Below are 17,802 nucleotides of genomic sequence, written 5' to 3'. Positions count from 1 at the left end.
AAAAATGGCAGCAAAAATTTTCTCACCAGTTGATATCTTATCAATAATAGATCTTGAGATAGCTTTTATAAATCGTTATAAAAATGTAAAAGATTATGCAAAAAATTTATCTTTGATATATTTTTCTTTGCCAAGTACTAAAGAGTATAGTGAACTATTTGAAAAATTTTTAAGACAAACTGACGTCGTTGTAAGAGAGAATGAACATTATGTGGTCGTGCTTCATGGAACAAATGAAAGAGGAGCTAGCGAACTATTATCTGGTATTCAAGAGTTTTTAAACGCTGAGCCAATTGATTTGATAGTAAGCTATCCAAAAGACGGAAGAAACGCTAAAGAGCTTACTACTAAGCTTCAAGATGAGATAAAAGATAATTACGGTGTATTGCTTGAAATGCTTTCAAATCAAGAAAAATTTGAAGCTTTTGAAAGCATGATTTAATATAATTTTGTGGAGCTTGTTTGGAGAATTTACTACTATTTTTTGCAGTTTTGCTTATAACTAGTATTCTTCTTAGTAATATCTCTGATAAATTTGGAATTCCATCTTTAATAATATTTTTAGGTGTTGGCATGCTGGCTGGCTCAGACGGGCTGCTTGGTGTAAATTTTGACGACCAAGTAATCGCTCAAAATGTCGGCATGCTGGCACTCATATTTATACTTTATGCTGGTGGGCTAGATACTGATTTTGCAGCGATTAAACCGATTTTTGGTAGAGGTTTGGCTCTTGCAACACTAGGTGTTTTTTTAACTGCACTAGCTATCGCTCCAGTAGCAAAATATCTGCTTGATTTTACTTGGGCAGAGGCATTTTTGCTAGGTTCCATCATCTCTTCGACAGATGCAGCAGCAGTATTTGCCATACTAAGAGCCAAGAAAATTTCACTTAAAAATAGCATTGCGCCATTGCTTGAACTTGAATCTGGCTCAAACGATCCAATGGCAATATTTCTAACTATGACGATCATTCAAATGATCTCACTAAATACCACGCCGACAGTATCTGAGTGGGCTATTACACTAGTTAAGCAGTTTGGCATAGGTATCGCTATGGGCTATTTATTTGGCGTTGCTTTGCCAGCCATCTTTAATAGACTTCGCCTAAAAAGCTGGGGCCTTTATCCAGTTTTTTCTATCGCTTGGATATTGCTTTTATACACACTTTGCTTTAAGGTTGGTGGCAATGGCTATTTGGCTGTCTATATAGCTGGAATTTTTATAAATAAAAAAGAGTTTTCTCATAAGAAAAATTTAGTCGGTTTTCATGACGGTATCGCTTGGACGATGCAGATAGTTGTCTTTTTGACGCTTGGTCTTTTGGTAAATCCTTCCGAACTTCCAGCAACGGCACTAATGGCGCTTGTTTTGGCCTTATGGCTTATGTTTTTTGCAAGGCCACTTGGTGTTTTTGCATCGCTTGCTTTTTCAAAATTTAAGATAAATGAGCAAATTTTTATCTCTTGGGTTGGGCTAAGAGGCGTTGTGCCAGTTGTGCTAGCTACCTATGTTTATGTCGATGGCGTACGTGATGCGGATATGATTTTTAACATTATATTTTTTATGGTTTTGATTTCTATTTTGATACAAGGTATGTCACTTGGCTTTGCAGCTGATAAATTTAAGGTTAAAGAGAGTGAGCAAGAGGATACTAAACTGGTAGAAAACTCGCCGATCTTAAGCTACACACTTCACCAGCATACCATTCACTATGGCTCAAAACTAATTGGCAAAGATTTGGCTCAGCTTGAGCTTCCAACTGAGTTTTTAATAATCCTAATAAAGCGTAAAAACGAGTATCAAAAGCCGACTGGCTCAACAATCTTTGAAGAAAATGACTTGCTGCTGATACAATGTGAAAATCAAGTGCTTTACCAAGATACTATTAAGTATTTAACGTATTAATTTTTAAGTTTTGTCATCGTTTGATGCTGAATTTTGATTTTATAAATTTATAACACACGATAAATTTTAAAAAATAAAACTGCATGCAGTGCGAAGCACTAAAGCATGCACCTCTAACGTGTGAGGGGTTTGGGGGATTTAAAAAGGGGGATAAGGGGACGGCTTTGCTTCGCAAGCTCGCAACTGCAAGCAGACCGTAACTTGAGTCCCCTTGTCTCCCTTTTGATAAATTTACACCTCAAAGCAAATTTTAAAACTTTCATTCACTCACAAGAATTGACTACTGATTTTAGGCCTCGCAAAGCTTGCCACTAAAATCAGAGCCGAAATTGCTTGTTCATGAAATTTTAAAATTTGCCTGAGCTTCATATATGCAAAATTACCTACTAAAATTTAGCTTCGCTTATCGCTTAGCTCAAATTTTAAGGCCAAAACAAATCCGTTCAGTCTCATTTTATTTTGCTTTTTATAAAATCACTAAAACACTAGCAAAATGGGAGGCAAAATGCTTGATAGTATCATCCTTGCAGTCCTGGTATATTTTGCAACATTCTTATTTATGTTTTTTCTGCTCGCCTTTTTTGCCTTTTGGTATATAAGCGTGCCGCTACTTGTCATCTTTTTCGTTATAAAATTTATAAGGCAAGCAAAAGAGTGCGAGAGGATACATGGCAAGCTTGAGTAAAATTTAAATTTCTAGCCCAAATGAGCTAGAAATTTCTTTATTCTAAAGCTTGAGCCAGATCAGCTATCAGATCCTCAGCATTTTCAAGGCCTATGCTAACTCTTATCAGCTCTTTTGTGATGCCAGCTTTGATGAGCTCTTCACTGCTTAGCTGTTGGTGCGTAGTCGATGCTGGATGCGTGATGAGCGACTTTGTGTCGCCGATATTTACCACGATCTTAAAGAGTTTTACGCGCTCTAGCATCTTTTTTGCGCGCTCAAAGCTATCGGTTTCAAAGCAAAATAGCCCGCTAGCCATGCCGTCTTTAAAGTATTTTTGAGCCTTTGCGTGATCTACGTTGTCAGCAAGTCCTGGGTATGCTACGCTTTTTATATGCTTGTGAGAGTTTAGAAATTTGGCCACTTTTAGGGCATTTTGTGAGTGCCTCTCAACTCTAACAGCAAGCGTTTCGAGACCTTGTATGAGCTGCCAAGAGTTAAACGGAGATATCACAGCGCCGATGTCACGCACGATAGCAAGCCTCATTCTTAGTGTATAGATGTCGAAGTTGTCCGTCATATCGGCATAGACGATGTCGTGATAACTCGCGTCTGGCAGGTTAAAGTGCTCATATCGTTTGTTGCCTTTTAGCTTTTCGTTTAGGTGATTTGCGCTTACGACCACACCTGCTAGGCTAAGACCCTGACCGCTCATATATTTGCTAGCGCTATGCACGCAAACATCGACGCCGTGGCGAAGTGGCTGAAAGATGATAGGCGTTGGCACTGTGTTATCGGTGATGCTGATGATGCCATATTTGTTTGCGATTTCTACTATTTTCTCGATATTTGGGATGGAAATTTGCGGATTTGAGAGCGTTTCAAAAAATATAGCCCTCGTTTTATCATCTATAAAGCCCTCTAGATCATCAGCCGTGTCGCTGTCAAAGACTCTAGCCTCTATGCCAAATCTTTTTAGTGTGTGCGTAAAAAGCACCGTCGTGCCGCCATAAATTTTCTTAGCAATGATGATGTTATCGCCTGCTTGGGCTAAATTTATTATGCTGTAAAACAACGCTGCCTGACCGCTTGCAGTCGCTATCGCAGCGGCTCCACCCTCAAGTGCAGCTACTCTTTTTTCAAAGACGTCTGTCGTTGGGTTGGCAAGCCTAGTGTAGATGTGGCCGCCATCTTTTAGCTCAAACCTAGCAGCCGCAACCTCGGCGCTTCCAAAGTCATAAGCCGTGCTTTGAAAAATAGGCACAGCCATCGTGCCAAAGCCCTCGTTTGTGTCGTAGCCTACGTGGATCGCAGCGGTTTCTTGCTTCATTTTTGCTCCTTGTTTGGTAATTTTTACGTAAATTATACATTAGTAAAGCCAAAATTTAGGGGATAAAATCAAATTTTGATATAATTTCGCCAAAAAAAGGAAAAATTTGAACCAAGTTACGGACAAATTTAAACGCGTAAAGTATCTTCGTGCGCTAGAAAAATTTGCAAAATCAGCGATAAATGGTCTAAAAAGAGATGACTTTGACGAGGCTGAATTTCGCCAAAGAGTGGAGAAAAACGCAAAAGTCATCGAAAAAGTAGAGGCTGTCTATCTTGATCAGCCATACTCAAAGGCGCTAGAAAATTTTATAAATTTGCTTATCAAAAACGCCCCAAAAGAGGAGCTTTTAAAGGCGGCAAACCTGCTTGATAAGCTCAAAAATCAAAAGACATATAAAAAAGAAAAACATAAAAATAGATTTAAGGATGAGGATTGAAAGCAGTTATTTTCGATATGGATGGCACTGTAATCGATAGTGGCGAGGCGATATATAAAACGGTAAATGAAGTAAGAGATGAGCTAAATTTATCGCCACTTGAAAAAGAATTTATCATAAAAGCGATCAATGAACCAGGTAGAAATTTAGCCCTTGAGTTTTATGGCATCGACACGCCAAGCAGGAGCTTAAAAGAGGGCTTTGAAGAGAAATTTAAGAAATTTTACGATGAGTGTGCGACTACCTATGAGGGCGTAAAAGAGCTTTTACAAAAGTGCAAAGAGGCTCACTATAAGGTCGTTTTGGCAAGCAATGCACCGCACGATACGCTAGAGAAAATTTTAAAGAAAAATGAAATTTATGAGCTATTTGACGAGGTCATCGGCGCTAGCAAGGAGATACCGCAAAAGCCAGATCCTGCGATGCTTCACCTAGCTGTCAGTAAAACAGGAGCTGATAAGGCGATCTTTGTAGGAGATAGCCTAAAAGACGAGCTAGCGGCTAAAAATGCAAATATACCTTATGTGCAAGTTTGCTGGGGATTTGGCGAGGAGAGCAAAACTGCCACGTATAACGCCAAAAATGTTAGCGAGGCGTGGGAGATAATATTAAATTTTTAACTTAGTTTTAATTGGCTATAATCTTAATAAATTTTCAAAGAAACAGCGATGATAGATATATTTGAGGGCAGTGCGAGGGATAAATTTTATGACATTTTGTTTAACGCAAATGCCGTTTTAGTTAAAAACGAGATAGATAAAATTTTTGAGAAATTTGTGGCTATGAGCGAGCTTTGCGAAAAGCATGGCATTGGCGAAGATGAGATCAGAAATTTTATGGCCTTAGAGCAAGATAAAGTTTATAACGGAGTAAATGACCTATATATCGAGCTTAGCGGAGAAATTTTAAGCCAAAATGAGTAGAATTTTTGCGCTCATTGCTTTGCTTGCTGCTCTTGTTTTTGCAAAAGAGCCAAATTTTGACCCAAGCTCAGTGCATACATTTGAGCTTAAAAAAGATGAGTGGGCTAGGGTCTTTATAACTGAAAAGCGAACCCAAAGGGTTGAGACTTTTGACTTTCGCTGGACGCTGTTTGATAGCACAAATATCACTGTGCAAAGCTTTTTTAGGCGCTATCCAAGGCAGATAGTCTTTTCGCTAAGACAAGGACAAAACACCTACATGCAGCGAGTTTTGCCTGATTTTATGATGCCGCCAAACGAGAGCGTGAGCCTTTACATATCATTTATTGATTTTAGGGATAAAAAGGCGCATTTTAGGGTTGCGTTGCTAGATGAAAGCAAGCGCGTGGATGTGGGTTTTAGAGATCCAGATGAGGCTAAATAGAAGGATAAAAATGGATAAAATCGATGAAATAATGGGTAAATTTATAAGCGAGCTTGGCTACAAAGAGGCGTTTGAGATGTTTTTAAAGATAAGCTCAGGCAAGAAGCTACGCTCAAAACTTCTTTTAAAAATCGCAGGAGAGAGCGAAATTTCACTTAAACTTTGCGCTATCATCGAGCTCATCCACCTTGCAAGCTTACTGCACGACGACGTCATAGACGAGGCAAATATAAGGCGTGGCAAGCCAAGTATAAACGCACTTTTTGGTAGTAAAAACTCGGTTATGTTGGGCGACATCCTCTACTCAAAGGCTTATTTTGAGCTTACAAAATTTGATCCAAGTATCGCGGCTATCATCTCAGATGCAGTCAGCAAGCTAAGTATCGGCGAGATGATGGATGTGAAAATGGCTGAAAATTTTAATGAAAACGAGCAAGAATATTTAAAAATGATCTACTATAAAACAGCTGTTTTGATAGAAGCCACGGCTATTTGCGGGGCAAAGCTAGCTGGCAAAGATAGTGAGAAATTTGGAATTTATGGCAAAAATTTAGGTCTTGCGTTTCAGATCGTTGATGACATCTTAGACATAACTCAAGATGAGAAAACGCTTGGCAAGCCAGCACTCAATGACTTTGTCGAAGGCAAAACTACACTTCCTTACATTTATCTTTATAAGAGCTTAGACGAAGCTGGTAAGACAAAGCTTAGATCGCTTTGGTCAAAGAAGCTAAATGCTGGCGAAATTTCATGGCTAAAAGAGGAATTTATTAAGACAAATTCTCTTCAAAAAGCAGTAAATGAAGCAAAAAGGCTTGGAAATGAAGCGATAGAAGCGATAAAAGAGTATAAAAACGCTGAGCTTGAAGGGATCATAAAAAGCATGATAGATAGGGAATTTTGATGCACTATTTAGATATAAGTTTTACATATAAAAATACTGATATTTCAGTTAGAGAAAAGCTTGCATTTGATAGCGATGAGAAAAAAGAGCAAATTTTAAAACTACTAAGATCAAACAAAAGTATAAACGAATGCATGGTTTTAAATACATGCAACCGCGTCGAGATAATTGCAAGCGTTAGTGATCTAGAAAGTGCAACGACGCATGCATTTAGGTGTATGTCTGTATTTTCAGGTGTTTTTGAAGATGAGCTTTATGAAAGGGCTGATATTTATGAAGATAGCGGAGCCGTGCACCACCTCTTTGCCGTGGCAAGCTCGCTTGATAGCCTAGTTGTCGGCGAAACACAGATCGTTGGACAGCTAAAAAATGCCTTTAAATTTGCTTACGATAGCTCAGCTTGCGGCGAACAAATCAGTAAAATCATCCACTATGCATGTAAATGCGCTGCTAAAGTTAGAAATGAAACTCAAATTTCTAAAAACCCGATCTCTGTTTCAAGCGTAGCTGTGGCAAAAGCAAAAGAAATTTTTGGCACGCTTGAAGGTAAAACGGCTATCGTTATAGGCGCTGGCGAAATGGGCGAGCTGGCAGCAAAACACCTAATCTCAAGTGGCGCAGAGGTGATCATTATAAACAGAAGCTCCGAGCGTGTTGAGCAGCTAGTTGATAGCCTTGGTGACAACGCTAGCTGGGATAGCATTTTAAAATTAAAAGAGTATGTGAATAATTATGATCTAATATTTTCAAGCACCGCAGCCCCGCACGCTATCATCACAAACGCTATAATCGAACCAAGAGAATTTCACAGATACTTTTTTGATATTGCCGTACCAAGGGATATTGACCTTATAAATACGGAATTTATTAGCGTCTATACGGTCGATAGTTTAGAGGAGATAGTAAGGAAAAATTTAGCCCTAAGAGAGGAGCAAGCACAAAAGGCTTATTCGATCGTAGGTCAAGGCACAAGCGAATTTTTAAAAATTTTAAAAGAAGATATGAGTGTGCCACTCATAAAATCGATCCGCAAACAAGCTGAAATTTGTGCTAAAAACGAGCTAGAAAAGGCGATAAAAAAAGGATATTTAAAGCATAGTGATTATGAGGAGGCACAAAAGCTCATTCATCAAGTTTTTAAAGCCTTCTTACATCAGCCAACGATGAAGCTAAAAAGTCTTGCGGATGAGGAGAGATCTAGTGAGCTTTCAAATGGGGTTAGATTTTTATTTGATATAAAAGAAGAGCAAAATTTTCAAGTGGGAGATATAGATGAGATTTAGTAAATTTTATGCACCAACTACCAAAGAAGCACCAAAAGACGCCTCTTTACCAAGTCATAAATTTTTAATAAGAGGTGGATTTGTCGAGCAGATAGGCTCAGGGCTTTACAACTATCTACCGCTTGGAAAGATCATGCATGAGAAAATTTCTCGCATCGCGCGAGAGGAGATGGATGAGGCTGGTGCGCTAGAGGTGAGCTTTAGCGTGGTCACTTCAGGCGAGCTTTGGAAGCAAAGTGGACGTTACAATGTCTTTGGCAAGGAGCTTTTGCGTTTTAAAGATAGAAAGGATAATGACTTTGTTATAAGCCCGACAAACGAAGAGGCAGCCGTTGCTTTGGTACGTGGCAAGGTGACTAGCTACAAGCAGCTACCGCTAAATTTATACCAGATAAACACCAAATTTCGTGACGAGGCGAGACCACGCTTTGGCTTGCTAAGAGGGCGCGAATTTACGATGAAAGATGCTTATAGCTTTCACTCGAGCAAAGAGGATCTAAAGCGTGAGTTTGACCTTATGGAGGCAACTTATAGTAAGATTTTTACCCGTTTGGGGCTAAATTTTAGAGCTGTTGAGGCTGATAGCGGAGCCATTGGCGGTAGCGGCAGTAAAGAATTTATGGTGCTTGCAAGTAACGGCGAGGACGACATCCTTTGCTGTGAGGCTTGCAGATACGCTGCAAACGTTGAGGCTGCAAGACGCAAACCAAGAGTTAGCGAGGCTGAGGCGCCAGAGGCGGACGCGGCTAAATTTCTAACGCCAAATGCAAAAACGATAAAAGATGTGGCAGAGTTTTTCAAAGTTAGCGAGTTTTACTGCATAAAAGCTGTTATGAAAAAGGCGATCTATGAGGATAAAGAAGAAGTTGTGGTCTTTTTTGTAAGGGGCGATGATGAGCTTCAAGAGACAAAGGCACAAAATGCTTGCAAGGCGCTCGAACTTGTCGATGCTAGCGAAGAAGAGATTATAAAAGCTGGGCTTGTGGCTGGATTTTGCGGGCCAGTTGGGCTAAAAGATGTGAAATTTTACATAGACAACGAGCTAAAAGGCGCAAATAATATGATATGTGGTGCCAACGAAAAGGATTACCACTTTGTTGGCGTTAGTGTTAGCGGATTTAACGAAGAGAGATTTAAAGACCTTGTAAAGGTAAAAGAGGGTGATAAATGCCCAGAGTGTGGCGGAAATTTAAAACTTAGCAAGGGTATAGAAGTTGGTCATATCTTTCAACTAGGCGATAAATATTCAGCTGCTATGAATGCGACATATCTTGATGAAAACGGCAAGGCAAAGCCATTTTTGATGGGCTGCTACGGCATCGGTATCAGTAGGCTGATTGCCGTAATGATAGAGGCTAGCCACGATGAGAAGGGCTGCATCTGGAAAAAAGGGTGCGCACCGTTTGACGTGGAGATCATCATTTCAAATTTAAAAGATGAAGAGGGCGTAAAATTTGCATTTGAGCTTTATGAGAGCCTTAAAAAAGCTGGCGTTAGCGTCATCATCGATGATAGAAACGAGAGATTTGGCGTTAAGATGAATGACTTTGAACTCATCGGCTTCCCTTATGCGCTGCTTGTGGGTAAAGAATTTGCAAATGGCAAGGTTGAGTTTATAACAAGAGATGGTTTAAGCAAAGAAACGATCGGCGTAAACGAAGCCTTTAAAAAGATAAAAGAAAGCTTATGAGATTTTTTGCATTTTTGTTTTTTTTGATAGAAGCGATATTTATCTATCTTTTTGTTGATAAATTTGGCTTTTTAAACTACTTTCTTGAGGTGCTGGTCTCTGGATTTGTTGGCATCGCACTTCTTTTTAATGCTGGATTTTCTAGTTTAAATTCGCCTCAAGTGGCGTTTAAAAGCTTTCTTGGCGGAAATTTATTCAGCCAGTTAGGGCTTAGCTTTGGTGGAATGCTTTTATTTTTGCCAGGAATTTTAACAGATATTTTTGGCATAGCCGTAGTCGTTTTTTCTTTGATATTTAAGAAAAATGTAGCAAAAAACGAGAGTTATCAGGAGTTTAAATTTCAAAATTTTAGCGAGCAGAGTGCTAATAAAAAAGATGATGGCGAGATCATCGATGTTGAGGTCATAGAAGAGCCAAAAAGAGTAAATTAGGAGAGATGATGAAAGAGATAAAAATAGCAACTAGAAAGAGTATCTTAGCTCTTTGGCAAAGCGAGCATATCAAAGCTAGAATAGAATCAAAGCATAATGATATAAAAGTTGAGCTTGTTGGCATGAAGACAAAGGGCGACGTGATCCTTGATACGCCACTTGCGAAGATCGGTGGCAAAGGGCTTTTTACAAAAGAGCTTGAAGATAGCATGCTAAAAGGCGAGACTGACATCGCCGTGCATAGCCTAAAAGACGTCCCTGTAGTCTTTCCAGAAGGACTTAAACTTGCTGCCATTTGCTCACGTGAGGACACAAGAGATGCGATGATAAGTGAGAAATTTGCTAAATTTAGCGACTTGCCACACGGCGCAAAGGTTGGTACAACGAGCCTACGCCGCAAGATGCAGCTACTTATCATGAGGCCTGATCTTGAGATCATTTCGCTTCGTGGAAATGTGCAAACTAGACTTAGAAAGCTAAAAGAGGGTGAATTTGACGCGATCATTTTGGCGATGGCTGGCATAAATCGCTTAAATATCAAGGCTGAAGTGGCACATATCTACACATTTGGCTTTGACGAGATGATACCTGCGATGGGTCAGGGTGCTCTTGGTGTCGAGGCTAGAGATGAGAAGCAAATTTTAGATGAGATCTCTTTTCTAAACGACGAAAATGCAGTTATAGAAACGACTATCGAGCGTGATTTTGTAAGCGTTTTAGAGGGTGGCTGCCAGGTGCCAATAGGCATAAGTGCAAGGCTAAAAGGTGATGAAATTTCTATCGATGCGATCGTTGGCCTGCCTGATGGAAGCGAGTATATAAAAGATAGCTTAAAGACTAGCAAAGATAAATTTCAAAGCATCGGCAAAGAGCTAGCGCATAAATTTATAGAAAAAGGGGCGAGAGAGCTTTTAAAGCGCGCTGAAGAGATGGCGTAAGCGTGTTTTTGCTAAATTTTAAAGCAAAAGCCATAAGTGCTACAAAAAATAGCAAAGACAACTACTATATGATCGGTCTTGCAGACGACAAATATGACTACAAAAACTACATAATCTTTCAAAGACCGATCAAACTAAAAAAGGGCGACGACGAAAACGCCGAGATAAACGGCCTATACGCCGAGTGCAATGGCGACATTTGCTACAACGCTTGCAATCGGGTGAAGATCACTGATAAGAGTATCATTTTTGAGGTGCAAGATAGTCTTATTTGCGTAGATGTCGAGGGTGTAAAGCTTAATGAGCGCTTTATGAAATACTGCAAAGAGATATTTGGCGAACTACTAAAATGTAGCATATCGAAGTAATTAAAAAAATTACTGCCGTTTTCAAAACTACGATGGCATCAGTGTTTAACCTAACAAAAAATTTGCAATGAATTACTTTGAAAAGACGTAAGTATGCCGGCCATGTGCGGCTGTGTGTTGAGCGCAAGTTTGCGGACGTTATGACAATGGAGTATAACTTAGTGCTTGCGTCTATTTAAACGGCGAGCAACATCGTAAAGACTGCGTCCAAAACAGCGATTGATACTCTGATAGCTATCGGTGCGTGCGGTAAATAATAGCCATCCGCTTTGCTTCGCCTTTTTCAGCTATTTTTGGCTAAAATCGCCCAAAAATCAAAAAGGCGACATATGGACTACATCAAGCTTTTAAAAGAAAATAATCTACTTCGCGTCATCGACGAGCCAGCAGATATTGATCTTGAGATCGCGCACACAAGCTATATCGAGGTCAAGCGCGAGGGTTCGCAAGCGCTACTTTTTAAAAACCCAGTTTGCAAAAAAACTGGGCGTAAATTTGCCCCAGTGCTTACAAATATTTATGGCTCAAAACACGCACTTGAGCTGATATTTGGCGTGCAGCCTGATGAGATCGCAGCCGAGATAGAAAAGCTTTTAAAGCCCAAAAAACCTGAAAATTTCAAAGAAAAGCTTGATTTTTTAACCTATCTTTTTAATATGAGAAAAATTTTCACTAAGAGATTAAAAGGTGAGGGCGAGTGCCAGCAAGTAAAATTTATAGGCGAAGAGGCTGACCTTTTGAGCCTACCTGCGCTAAAGACATGGCCGCATGATGGCGGTGCTTTTATTACGATGGGACAGGTCTATACGCAAAGCTTGGATGGAAATTTGCAAAATTTAGGCATGTATAGACTGCAAATTTATGACAAAAATCGCCTTGGCATGCACTGGCAGATCCACAAAGACGGCGCAAATTTCTTTCACGAGTACAAGCGTGCAGGCAAAAAGATGCCAGTCTCTGTAGCCATTGGCGGCGATCCACTCTACATCTGGTGTGGGCAAGCACCGCTTCCAAAGGGGATTTTTGAACTTTTGCTTTATGGTTTTATCCGCAAAGAGCCAGCCAAACTTGTAAAATCCTTAACGAATGAAATTTACGTCCCGCACGATGCAGACTACGTGATAGAGGGCTTTGTGGATACGACTAAGTGCGAGCTTGAGGGGCCATTTGGCGATCATACCGGCTTTTATACGCCTATCGAGCCTTTTCCAGTGATGGATGTAACGGCGATAACTAGCAAGCATGAGCCGGTATTTCACGCGACTGTGGTTGGAAAGCCGCCACTTGAGGATAAATATATGGGCTGGGCGACTGAGCGGGTTTTTTTGCCACTTTTGCGAACGACCGTGCCTGAACTACTGGACTACAATATGCCTGAAAATGGCGTTTTTCACAACCTAATCTTAGCCAAGATAAATACGCTCTATCCAGCTCATGCAAAGCAGGCCATGCACGCATTTTGGGGCGTTGGGCAGATGAGCTTTGTAAAACATGCCATTTTTGTTGGAGCCGATGCGCCTGAGCTTAAAGACTATGATGAATTTACTAGCTTTGTTTTAAATTATTTTGGTAGTCAGAGTGTGCTAATAAGCCAAGGTGTGTGCGACCAGCTCGATCACGCCAGCCCAAACTCGTGTTTTGGTGGCAAACTCGGCGTAGATGCGACGCAGGATTTTTGTAAATTTAACCCTATGGTTTTAAGCGACAGCGAGCTTTTGGCTAAGTTTCAAAGTATAGCGCCAAATGTAAAAGAGCTTAAGCAGTTTAAATCGGATACTAAAACACCTATTTGTGTGGTGAAATTTGAAAAAGATTGTGTGGTAAAAGAGCTTTTTGACAAGCTTTTGACATTTAGAGAATTTTTCAAACTCCTTATCGTTGTAGATATGCAAAATCACCTTGAAAACCCATATATGCTACTTTGGCGTGTGACAAATAATATCGATGCTTTGCGTGATATTTTCATAGATGGTGAAAATTTCTGCGTAGATGCGACGAGCAAGGACGAGCTAGAGGGATATACGCGTGGCTGGCCGTTACAAACGGATTGTGACCGCGAAGTAGTTGCTGATCTAGTTAAGCGCGGTATAGTAAAAGATGACCCAGAATTATTTAAAAAATTTGAAATATTTGGTTAGCTTTAAAGTGCTCAAGTAAATTTATAAATTTTACTTTTTGCTGCGGATTTAAAATTTTTAATAAGACTTGCTTAATCAAATGCTAGTGTTTTTATGCTGATTAAAAAATAGCTTTTAGACTAGGTCTAAAAGCTTAATTTATTTTTAGCTCTCTTTTAAGAGCTTGCTTGCGAGCATATCGGCTTTTGCTTTATCTGTATCTTTTTTTACGGATTTGTAAATTTTAGATATATAATTTTCCAAAACTTCGTGGCAAGATATTACTTTTTCATTTTCACTTCTTGCTACTTTTACGTATTCGCCGCTATTTTGTAGCTCAAAAGCTAGGTCGTTATCGCTTAGCTGAAGCTCTAAAATTTCAAGTAGTCTCTCTTGAAGTCTTGGCTCAAAAATAGGCGTCATAAGCTCCAAGCGACGCTCTAAATTTCTTGGCATCCAGTCAGCACTTGAGATATAAATTTTTGGCTGAGCATGTTTAAAATATAAAATTCTAGCGTGCTCTAAGTATTTGCCAATTATTGAGCGAACTTTTATATTTTCGCTTTTGCCTTTTATGCCAGGCCTGAGTCCGCACACACCACGAACTATGAGATCGATCTTCACACCTGCGGTTGATGCGCGGCTAAGCTCATTTATCACATCTTCGTCGATTAGCGCATTCATTTTGGCAATGATCCTACCCTCGCTGCCTTTGCTTGCTTCTACTCTTATCTTTTCGATGATGCGCTCTTTTATCTGAAAAGGCGACATGCTAAGAGCGTTTAGACGGCGATTTTTATTATATCCTGAGAGGATGTGAAAAAACGAAGTCGTATCTTGGCTAAATTCTTCTTTACTTGTAAATAGGCTCACATCGGTGTAAATTTTAGCTGAACTGCCGTTATAGTTGCCTGTACCAAAGTGCATATAAAATTTAAGCTTATCGCCGATTTGGCGGATGACCTGGCTAACTTTTGCATGCACCTTAAAGCCTGTGATGCCATATATCACGTGCGCGCCTGCGTCTTCAAGCGCCTTTGCCCAGTGCAGGTTGTTTTCCTCATCAAACCTTGCCTTTAGCTCAACCATCACGGTTACTTGCTTGCCGTCACTTGCGGCGTCTATTAGACTTTGAATTATTGGTGAGCTTTTATCGACTCTATAAAGTGTCATTCGAATAGATATGACTTTTGGATCTTTACTAGCTTCTTTTATAAAGCTTACAACTGGATCAAAACTCTCAAATGGATGCACTAAGAGCACATCTTCTTTATCTATGGCGTCAAATACAGATATGCCATTGCCAAATGGTGGTAGCGTTTTTGGAACATAAGGTGCATTTGCCAGGTGGGTAAAATTTTTGCTTCCAGCTATCTCCCAAAGTGAGCTAAGAGTGAGCGGAATGCTTGAAAAATAGACATCTTTATGAAAAATTTTCATATGAAAATTTAAGAAGTCCAAGATGTCAGTATCTACGTTTTTATCGATTTGCATACGAACAAAAGCCCCTTTTCTGCGAAGCTTTAGCCCTTGCTCAAGTATCATCATAAAATCATCCGCTTCTTCTTCTTCGATGACGATATCAGCGTTTCTTGTCACTCTAAAAGCAGCCGAGCTAAGTAGCTTATACCCTGGAAAAATTTCTTCTGCGTGGCGATGTACGATCGTTTCAATCGGTACAAAAACATTGCTGCTTGGCTGTGTAAAACGTGGCAAGACTCTTGAAATTCTTATCATGCCGTATTTTAAAATTTCAGGATGCTCAATGTCAGCAAGCTTAACTGCAAGCGAGAAGCTAAGGTTGTTTAAGTGCGGAAACGGGTGAGTCGCATCGACAGCGATAGGCACGATGACTGGCAAGATATTTGAGAAAAAGTATTCGTCGCACTTTTGCTTCAAGCTATCATCAAGCTCGTCATAATTTTTTATAAAAAGTCCCTCTTTACTAAGAGTATTTACTGTTTTTTTATAGTGATCTTCTACTAAATTTTGCTCATTTTGTAAATATTTTCTAATCTCTCTTAGCTGATCAAGTGGGCTCATACCATCGCCACTGCTTGTAGTAGCTCCAGCTGCAAAAAGCTGCTTTAAGCCAGCGACTCTGATCATATAAAACTCGTCTAGATTTGTCATATAAATGGCTATAAATTTTAGCTTTTCAAGTAAAGGAATTTCCTTTTCACACTGAGCGAGCACCCTTGAATTAAAGCGTAGCCAGCTTAATTCTCGGTTTATAAAAAGAGTTTCATTTTCGCTCATCATCTTCTCCTTGTGCGTTTTTGAGTTATTTTACGATATGTGCGGTTATAAAGTTCTTACTTTATTTAAAATTTTGGTTACAATAAGCCAAAACTTAAATTTAAAGGCTTGTTATGTCTGATTATGTGATATTAGTTGGTATCTTTTTAGTGGCAGTCGTTGTTTTTGCGCTTATTAAAAAGATATCGTTTTAGCTTTTAAATTTCTCCCACCACAAATAAGCAAAGATGAGCCCAAAACCCTTGACTTTGCTCTCGTCGAAGGCAAATTTCATCATATCTTCTCGTTTTATGAAAACAAGCTCGATATCTTCGCCATCGACGCCACCGCCAGAATTTACCTTCATGCTCTCATCGATCTTTGCGTAAAACATAGTTTGCATGTTGCCTCCAAAGCCAAAAGCACCGTATGTCATCGTGATACGCTCTATCTCTTTTAGCTCATAGCCCACTTCTTCGATCGCTTCTTCTCTAGCTGTTTGCTCTTCGCTTAGTCCTTTATCCATAAGTCCTGCGCAAAGCTCGTAAGTAAAGCCTTGCTCATTTGTTTTGATGCCTTCTTTTTCTTGTGAGTACCAAACAGCCGGGCGAAACTGCTTTACGAACAAAAAGGCATCTTTTTGCTCGTGATATAAAAAAATACTAACGCTATTCATCACTTTTACGCAGTCCCAATCTCTTTGGACACCATTTTGCATAAATTTCATCTTAAATGGCTTTAGATATTTTGACTCACCAAGAGGCAGAATTTCTAAATTAGTTATAGTAGTATCCATTTTGCAAGTCCTAAAAAGCTAAAAAATCCTATCGCATCAGTAAAAGTAGTAAGAATGACGGCTGAGCCGACTGCAGGATCTATGTTGAAGCGCCTTAGCGTCAAAGGTATGATCGTGCCAAAAAAGCCAGCAAAAAATAAATTCGTAACCATGCTAAGCCCGATAACAACGCCAAGCATACCTTTGTCAAACCAAACAGAGGCGATTATGCCCATTACCACACCAAAGATTAGTCCATTTATGAGTGAAATACTAACCTCACGTTTTAGGACATTTTTGGCATCTTTAAACTCGATCTCACCAAGTGCCAGACGGCGAACCGTAACGGCAAGCGCTTGCGTGCCGGTATTCCCACCCATTGACGCAACTATTGGCATTAAAACAGCAAGAGCGACGTAGGCTGCGATTGTCTCGTCAAAAAGTCCGATTATAGACGAGCTAAAAAGAGCTGTTAGCAAATTTACACCAAGCCAAACCGCACGACCACGACCCGCTTTAAATAGCGTATCATCCTCTTCTGACTCGTCATCAACGCCGGCTAGGTTATAAATTTGCTCAGTTGCACTCTCTTGAATGTAGTCGTGGATGTCATCAGATGTGATACGACCAAGTAAAATCCCAGTACTACTAGTAACTGCAATAACGTTTAGATCGTACTCTTGAAACATATCAGCGACATTTTGCATAAGGTCCATATCATTTGCAACATGTGGCTTGTAATGATCGATCTGTGCTGACTCGATATTTTGCTTTAGCGTCTTTGTAAAATCAAAAAGTATAAGATCTTCAAGCGGGATAGCGTATTGTAAAACGCCATTTTTATCGATAATAAAAAGCTGCGAGATATTTTCTAGCTTGCCTTCTTGCTTTTCTCGTCTAAGCCTTGCTACTGCACTGCCAAGCTTTTCTTCAAGGTGAGCCGAGAAAAGCTCTGTTTGCATGTGAGCACCGGCTCTATCTTCTTCGTAACTTCTAAGTCTTAAAATTTCATTTTGGTTTTCTCTATCAAGCTCATTAAAGAGCTCTCTAGCTTTATCCTCGTCAATATCCTCGATATATTGAAGCAAGTCAGTCGCATCATCACTCTCTAGCTCTTCAAGCGCCTCTACTATCTTTTCGGCTGGTAGTGTGTCGATCACGTCTTTTAGCATGTGATCAGGTAGCTCGATAGCAACATCACCTAAAATTTCAGGATCTAGCTTCTCAAGATACTGAGCAAAAAGCTCTTCGTCATGCTTTTTAAGTGTTTTTAGGTGTTGGGCTAGCTCATAAGGTGAGAGTTCATTATCTTCTAAATTTTCATCTAAATGCTGGTCTATCAGCTCTTTTGCTTCTTCTAGTTCTTGGCTCAA

At 39.8% G+C, this 17,802-nt stretch carries 17 protein-coding genes and 1 pseudogene; 14 read left to right on the top strand and 4 right to left on the bottom strand.

Annotated elements, in window-relative coordinates:
- Positions 1 to 4: 4 nt before the first annotated feature.
- The 3 genes from A3223_RS01500 (at position 5) to A3223_RS01490 (ending at position 2,590) form a co-directional block, all read left to right on the top strand.
- Positions 5 to 442, top strand: a complete 438-nt coding sequence (locus A3223_RS01500; RefSeq protein ID WP_021090991.1) for a hypothetical protein — start codon at positions 5 to 7, stop codon at positions 440 to 442.
- Between the two features lie 20 nt (positions 443 to 462).
- Complete coding sequence (locus A3223_RS01495; protein ID WP_084108186.1) at positions 463 to 1,905, top strand: potassium/proton antiporter; 1,443 nt, start codon at positions 463 to 465, stop codon at positions 1,903 to 1,905.
- A 505-nt stretch (positions 1,906 to 2,410) separates the two neighbouring features.
- Positions 2,411 to 2,590, top strand: coding sequence for a transformation system protein (locus tag A3223_RS01490; RefSeq protein WP_072594944.1), 180 nt, complete (start codon positions 2,411 to 2,413; stop codon positions 2,588 to 2,590).
- Between the two features lie 37 nt (positions 2,591 to 2,627).
- Here the strand turns inward: A3223_RS01490 and A3223_RS01485 are convergent, their stop codons facing one another.
- On the bottom strand, positions 2,628 to 3,899 hold the full coding sequence (locus A3223_RS01485; RefSeq protein WP_084108184.1) for an O-acetylhomoserine aminocarboxypropyltransferase/cysteine synthase family protein: 1,272 nt from the start codon (positions 3,897 to 3,899) through the stop codon (positions 2,628 to 2,630).
- 106 nt (positions 3,900 to 4,005) lie between these two features.
- On the opposite strand from A3223_RS01485, the gene A3223_RS01480 reads away from it, so the two are divergent.
- The 11 genes from A3223_RS01480 to A3223_RS01430 all read left to right on the top strand — a co-directional run bounded on the left by A3223_RS01480 (position 4,006) and on the right by A3223_RS01430 (position 13,437).
- Positions 4,006 to 4,338 (top strand): hypothetical protein, encoded by a 333-nt coding sequence (locus A3223_RS01480; RefSeq protein ID WP_084108183.1) that lies wholly within the window; start codon positions 4,006 to 4,008, stop codon positions 4,336 to 4,338.
- Positions 4,335 to 4,958 carry an HAD family hydrolase gene (locus A3223_RS01475; protein ID WP_084108181.1) on the top strand — a complete coding sequence of 208 codons (624 nt, stop codon included), beginning with the start codon at positions 4,335 to 4,337 and terminating at the stop codon, positions 4,956 to 4,958. The genes A3223_RS01480 and A3223_RS01475 overlap by 4 nt, the downstream gene beginning before the upstream one ends.
- Positions 4,959 to 5,006: 48 nt before the next feature.
- Positions 5,007 to 5,261, top strand: a complete 255-nt coding sequence (locus A3223_RS01470) for a DUF2018 family protein (RefSeq protein WP_084108179.1) — start codon at positions 5,007 to 5,009, stop codon at positions 5,259 to 5,261.
- Positions 5,254 to 5,685, top strand: a complete 432-nt coding sequence (locus A3223_RS01465) for a hypothetical protein (protein WP_084108177.1) — start codon at positions 5,254 to 5,256, stop codon at positions 5,683 to 5,685. The genes A3223_RS01470 and A3223_RS01465 overlap by 8 nt, the downstream gene beginning before the upstream one ends.
- 10 nt (positions 5,686 to 5,695) lie before the next feature.
- Positions 5,696 to 6,589 carry a polyprenyl synthetase family protein gene (locus A3223_RS01460; RefSeq protein WP_084108174.1) on the top strand — a complete coding sequence of 298 codons (894 nt, stop codon included), beginning with the start codon at positions 5,696 to 5,698 and terminating at the stop codon, positions 6,587 to 6,589.
- Positions 6,589 to 7,872, top strand: a complete 1,284-nt coding sequence (gene hemA / locus A3223_RS01455; RefSeq protein WP_084108171.1) for a glutamyl-tRNA reductase — start codon at positions 6,589 to 6,591, stop codon at positions 7,870 to 7,872. The genes A3223_RS01460 and hemA overlap by 1 nt, the downstream gene beginning before the upstream one ends.
- The gene (locus tag A3223_RS01450) at positions 7,862 to 9,562 is read left to right on the top strand and encodes a proline--tRNA ligase (RefSeq protein ID WP_084108168.1); all 1,701 of its coding nucleotides are present in this window, start codon (positions 7,862 to 7,864) and stop codon (positions 9,560 to 9,562) included. The genes hemA and A3223_RS01450 overlap by 11 nt, the downstream gene beginning before the upstream one ends.
- Positions 9,559 to 9,993, top strand: coding sequence for an FxsA family protein (locus tag A3223_RS01445; RefSeq protein WP_084108165.1), 435 nt, complete (start codon positions 9,559 to 9,561; stop codon positions 9,991 to 9,993). Before A3223_RS01450 ends, A3223_RS01445 begins: the two co-directional genes overlap by 4 nt.
- 8 nt (positions 9,994 to 10,001) lie before the next feature.
- Positions 10,002 to 10,931 carry a hydroxymethylbilane synthase gene (gene hemC / locus A3223_RS01440; RefSeq protein ID WP_084108154.1) on the top strand — a complete coding sequence of 310 codons (930 nt, stop codon included), beginning with the start codon at positions 10,002 to 10,004 and terminating at the stop codon, positions 10,929 to 10,931.
- Positions 10,932 to 10,933: 2 nt separating this feature from the next.
- Positions 10,934 to 11,299 carry an Imm10 family immunity protein gene (locus A3223_RS01435; protein WP_084108151.1) on the top strand — a complete coding sequence of 122 codons (366 nt, stop codon included), beginning with the start codon at positions 10,934 to 10,936 and terminating at the stop codon, positions 11,297 to 11,299.
- Positions 11,300 to 11,628: 329 nt separating this feature from the next.
- On the top strand, positions 11,629 to 13,437 hold the full coding sequence (locus A3223_RS01430; RefSeq protein ID WP_084108149.1) for a menaquinone biosynthesis decarboxylase: 1,809 nt from the start codon (positions 11,629 to 11,631) through the stop codon (positions 13,435 to 13,437).
- Positions 13,438 to 13,581: 144 nt separating this feature from the next.
- Here A3223_RS01430 and A3223_RS01425 read toward each other — a convergent pair.
- The 3 genes and pseudogenes from A3223_RS01425 to mgtE all read right to left on the bottom strand — a co-directional run.
- Positions 13,582 to 15,687 (bottom strand): annotated as a pseudogene (locus tag A3223_RS01425) (RNA degradosome polyphosphate kinase); the annotation flags it as partial.
- Positions 15,688 to 15,865: 178 nt separating this feature from the next.
- Positions 15,866 to 16,450 carry an NUDIX domain-containing protein gene (locus tag A3223_RS01420; RefSeq protein WP_021090636.1) on the bottom strand — a complete coding sequence of 195 codons (585 nt, stop codon included), beginning with the start codon at positions 16,448 to 16,450 and terminating at the stop codon, positions 15,866 to 15,868.
- The gene (gene mgtE / locus A3223_RS01415; RefSeq protein WP_084108144.1) at positions 16,435 to 17,802 is read right to left on the bottom strand and encodes a magnesium transporter; all 1,368 of its coding nucleotides are present in this window, start codon (positions 17,800 to 17,802) and stop codon (positions 16,435 to 16,437) included. The genes A3223_RS01420 and mgtE overlap by 16 nt, the downstream gene beginning before the upstream one ends.

Origin of the sequence: Campylobacter concisus (genome assembly GCF_002092855.1) — a bacterium.
GTDB lineage: Bacteria > Campylobacterota > Campylobacteria > Campylobacterales > Campylobacteraceae > Campylobacter_A > Campylobacter_A concisus_AI.
The sequence above is the reverse complement of the archived record's forward strand: the minus strand, read 5'-3'. Positions and strand labels throughout refer to the sequence as shown.

What these genes read in the sequence shown, in the direction of transcription:
- hemC (WP_084108154.1), top strand. Translation starts at nt 10,002, where the DNA reads ATGAAAGAGATAAAAATAGCAACTAGAAAGAGTATCTTAGCTCTTTGG.
- A3223_RS01470 (WP_084108179.1), top strand. Translation starts at nt 5,007, where the DNA reads ATGATAGATATATTTGAGGGCAGTGCGAGGGATAAATTTTATGACATT.
- A3223_RS01460 (WP_084108174.1), top strand. Translation starts at nt 5,696, where the DNA reads ATGGATAAAATCGATGAAATAATGGGTAAATTTATAAGCGAGCTTGGC.
- A3223_RS01465 (WP_084108177.1), top strand. Translation starts at nt 5,254, where the DNA reads ATGAGTAGAATTTTTGCGCTCATTGCTTTGCTTGCTGCTCTTGTTTTT.
- A3223_RS01500 (WP_021090991.1), top strand. Translation starts at nt 5, where the DNA reads ATGGCAGCAAAAATTTTCTCACCAGTTGATATCTTATCAATAATAGAT.
- hemA (WP_084108171.1), top strand. Translation starts at nt 6,589, where the DNA reads ATGCACTATTTAGATATAAGTTTTACATATAAAAATACTGATATTTCA.
- A3223_RS01420 (WP_021090636.1), bottom strand. Translation starts at nt 16,450, where the DNA reads ATGGATACTACTATAACTAATTTAGAAATTCTGCCTCTTGGTGAGTCA.
- A3223_RS01450 (WP_084108168.1), top strand. Translation starts at nt 7,862, where the DNA reads ATGAGATTTAGTAAATTTTATGCACCAACTACCAAAGAAGCACCAAAA.
- A3223_RS01490 (WP_072594944.1), top strand. Translation starts at nt 2,411, where the DNA reads ATGCTTGATAGTATCATCCTTGCAGTCCTGGTATATTTTGCAACATTC.
- A3223_RS01485 (WP_084108184.1), bottom strand. Translation starts at nt 3,899, where the DNA reads ATGAAGCAAGAAACCGCTGCGATCCACGTAGGCTACGACACAAACGAG.
- A3223_RS01445 (WP_084108165.1), top strand. Translation starts at nt 9,559, where the DNA reads ATGAGATTTTTTGCATTTTTGTTTTTTTTGATAGAAGCGATATTTATC.
- A3223_RS01430 (WP_084108149.1), top strand. Translation starts at nt 11,629, where the DNA reads ATGGACTACATCAAGCTTTTAAAAGAAAATAATCTACTTCGCGTCATC.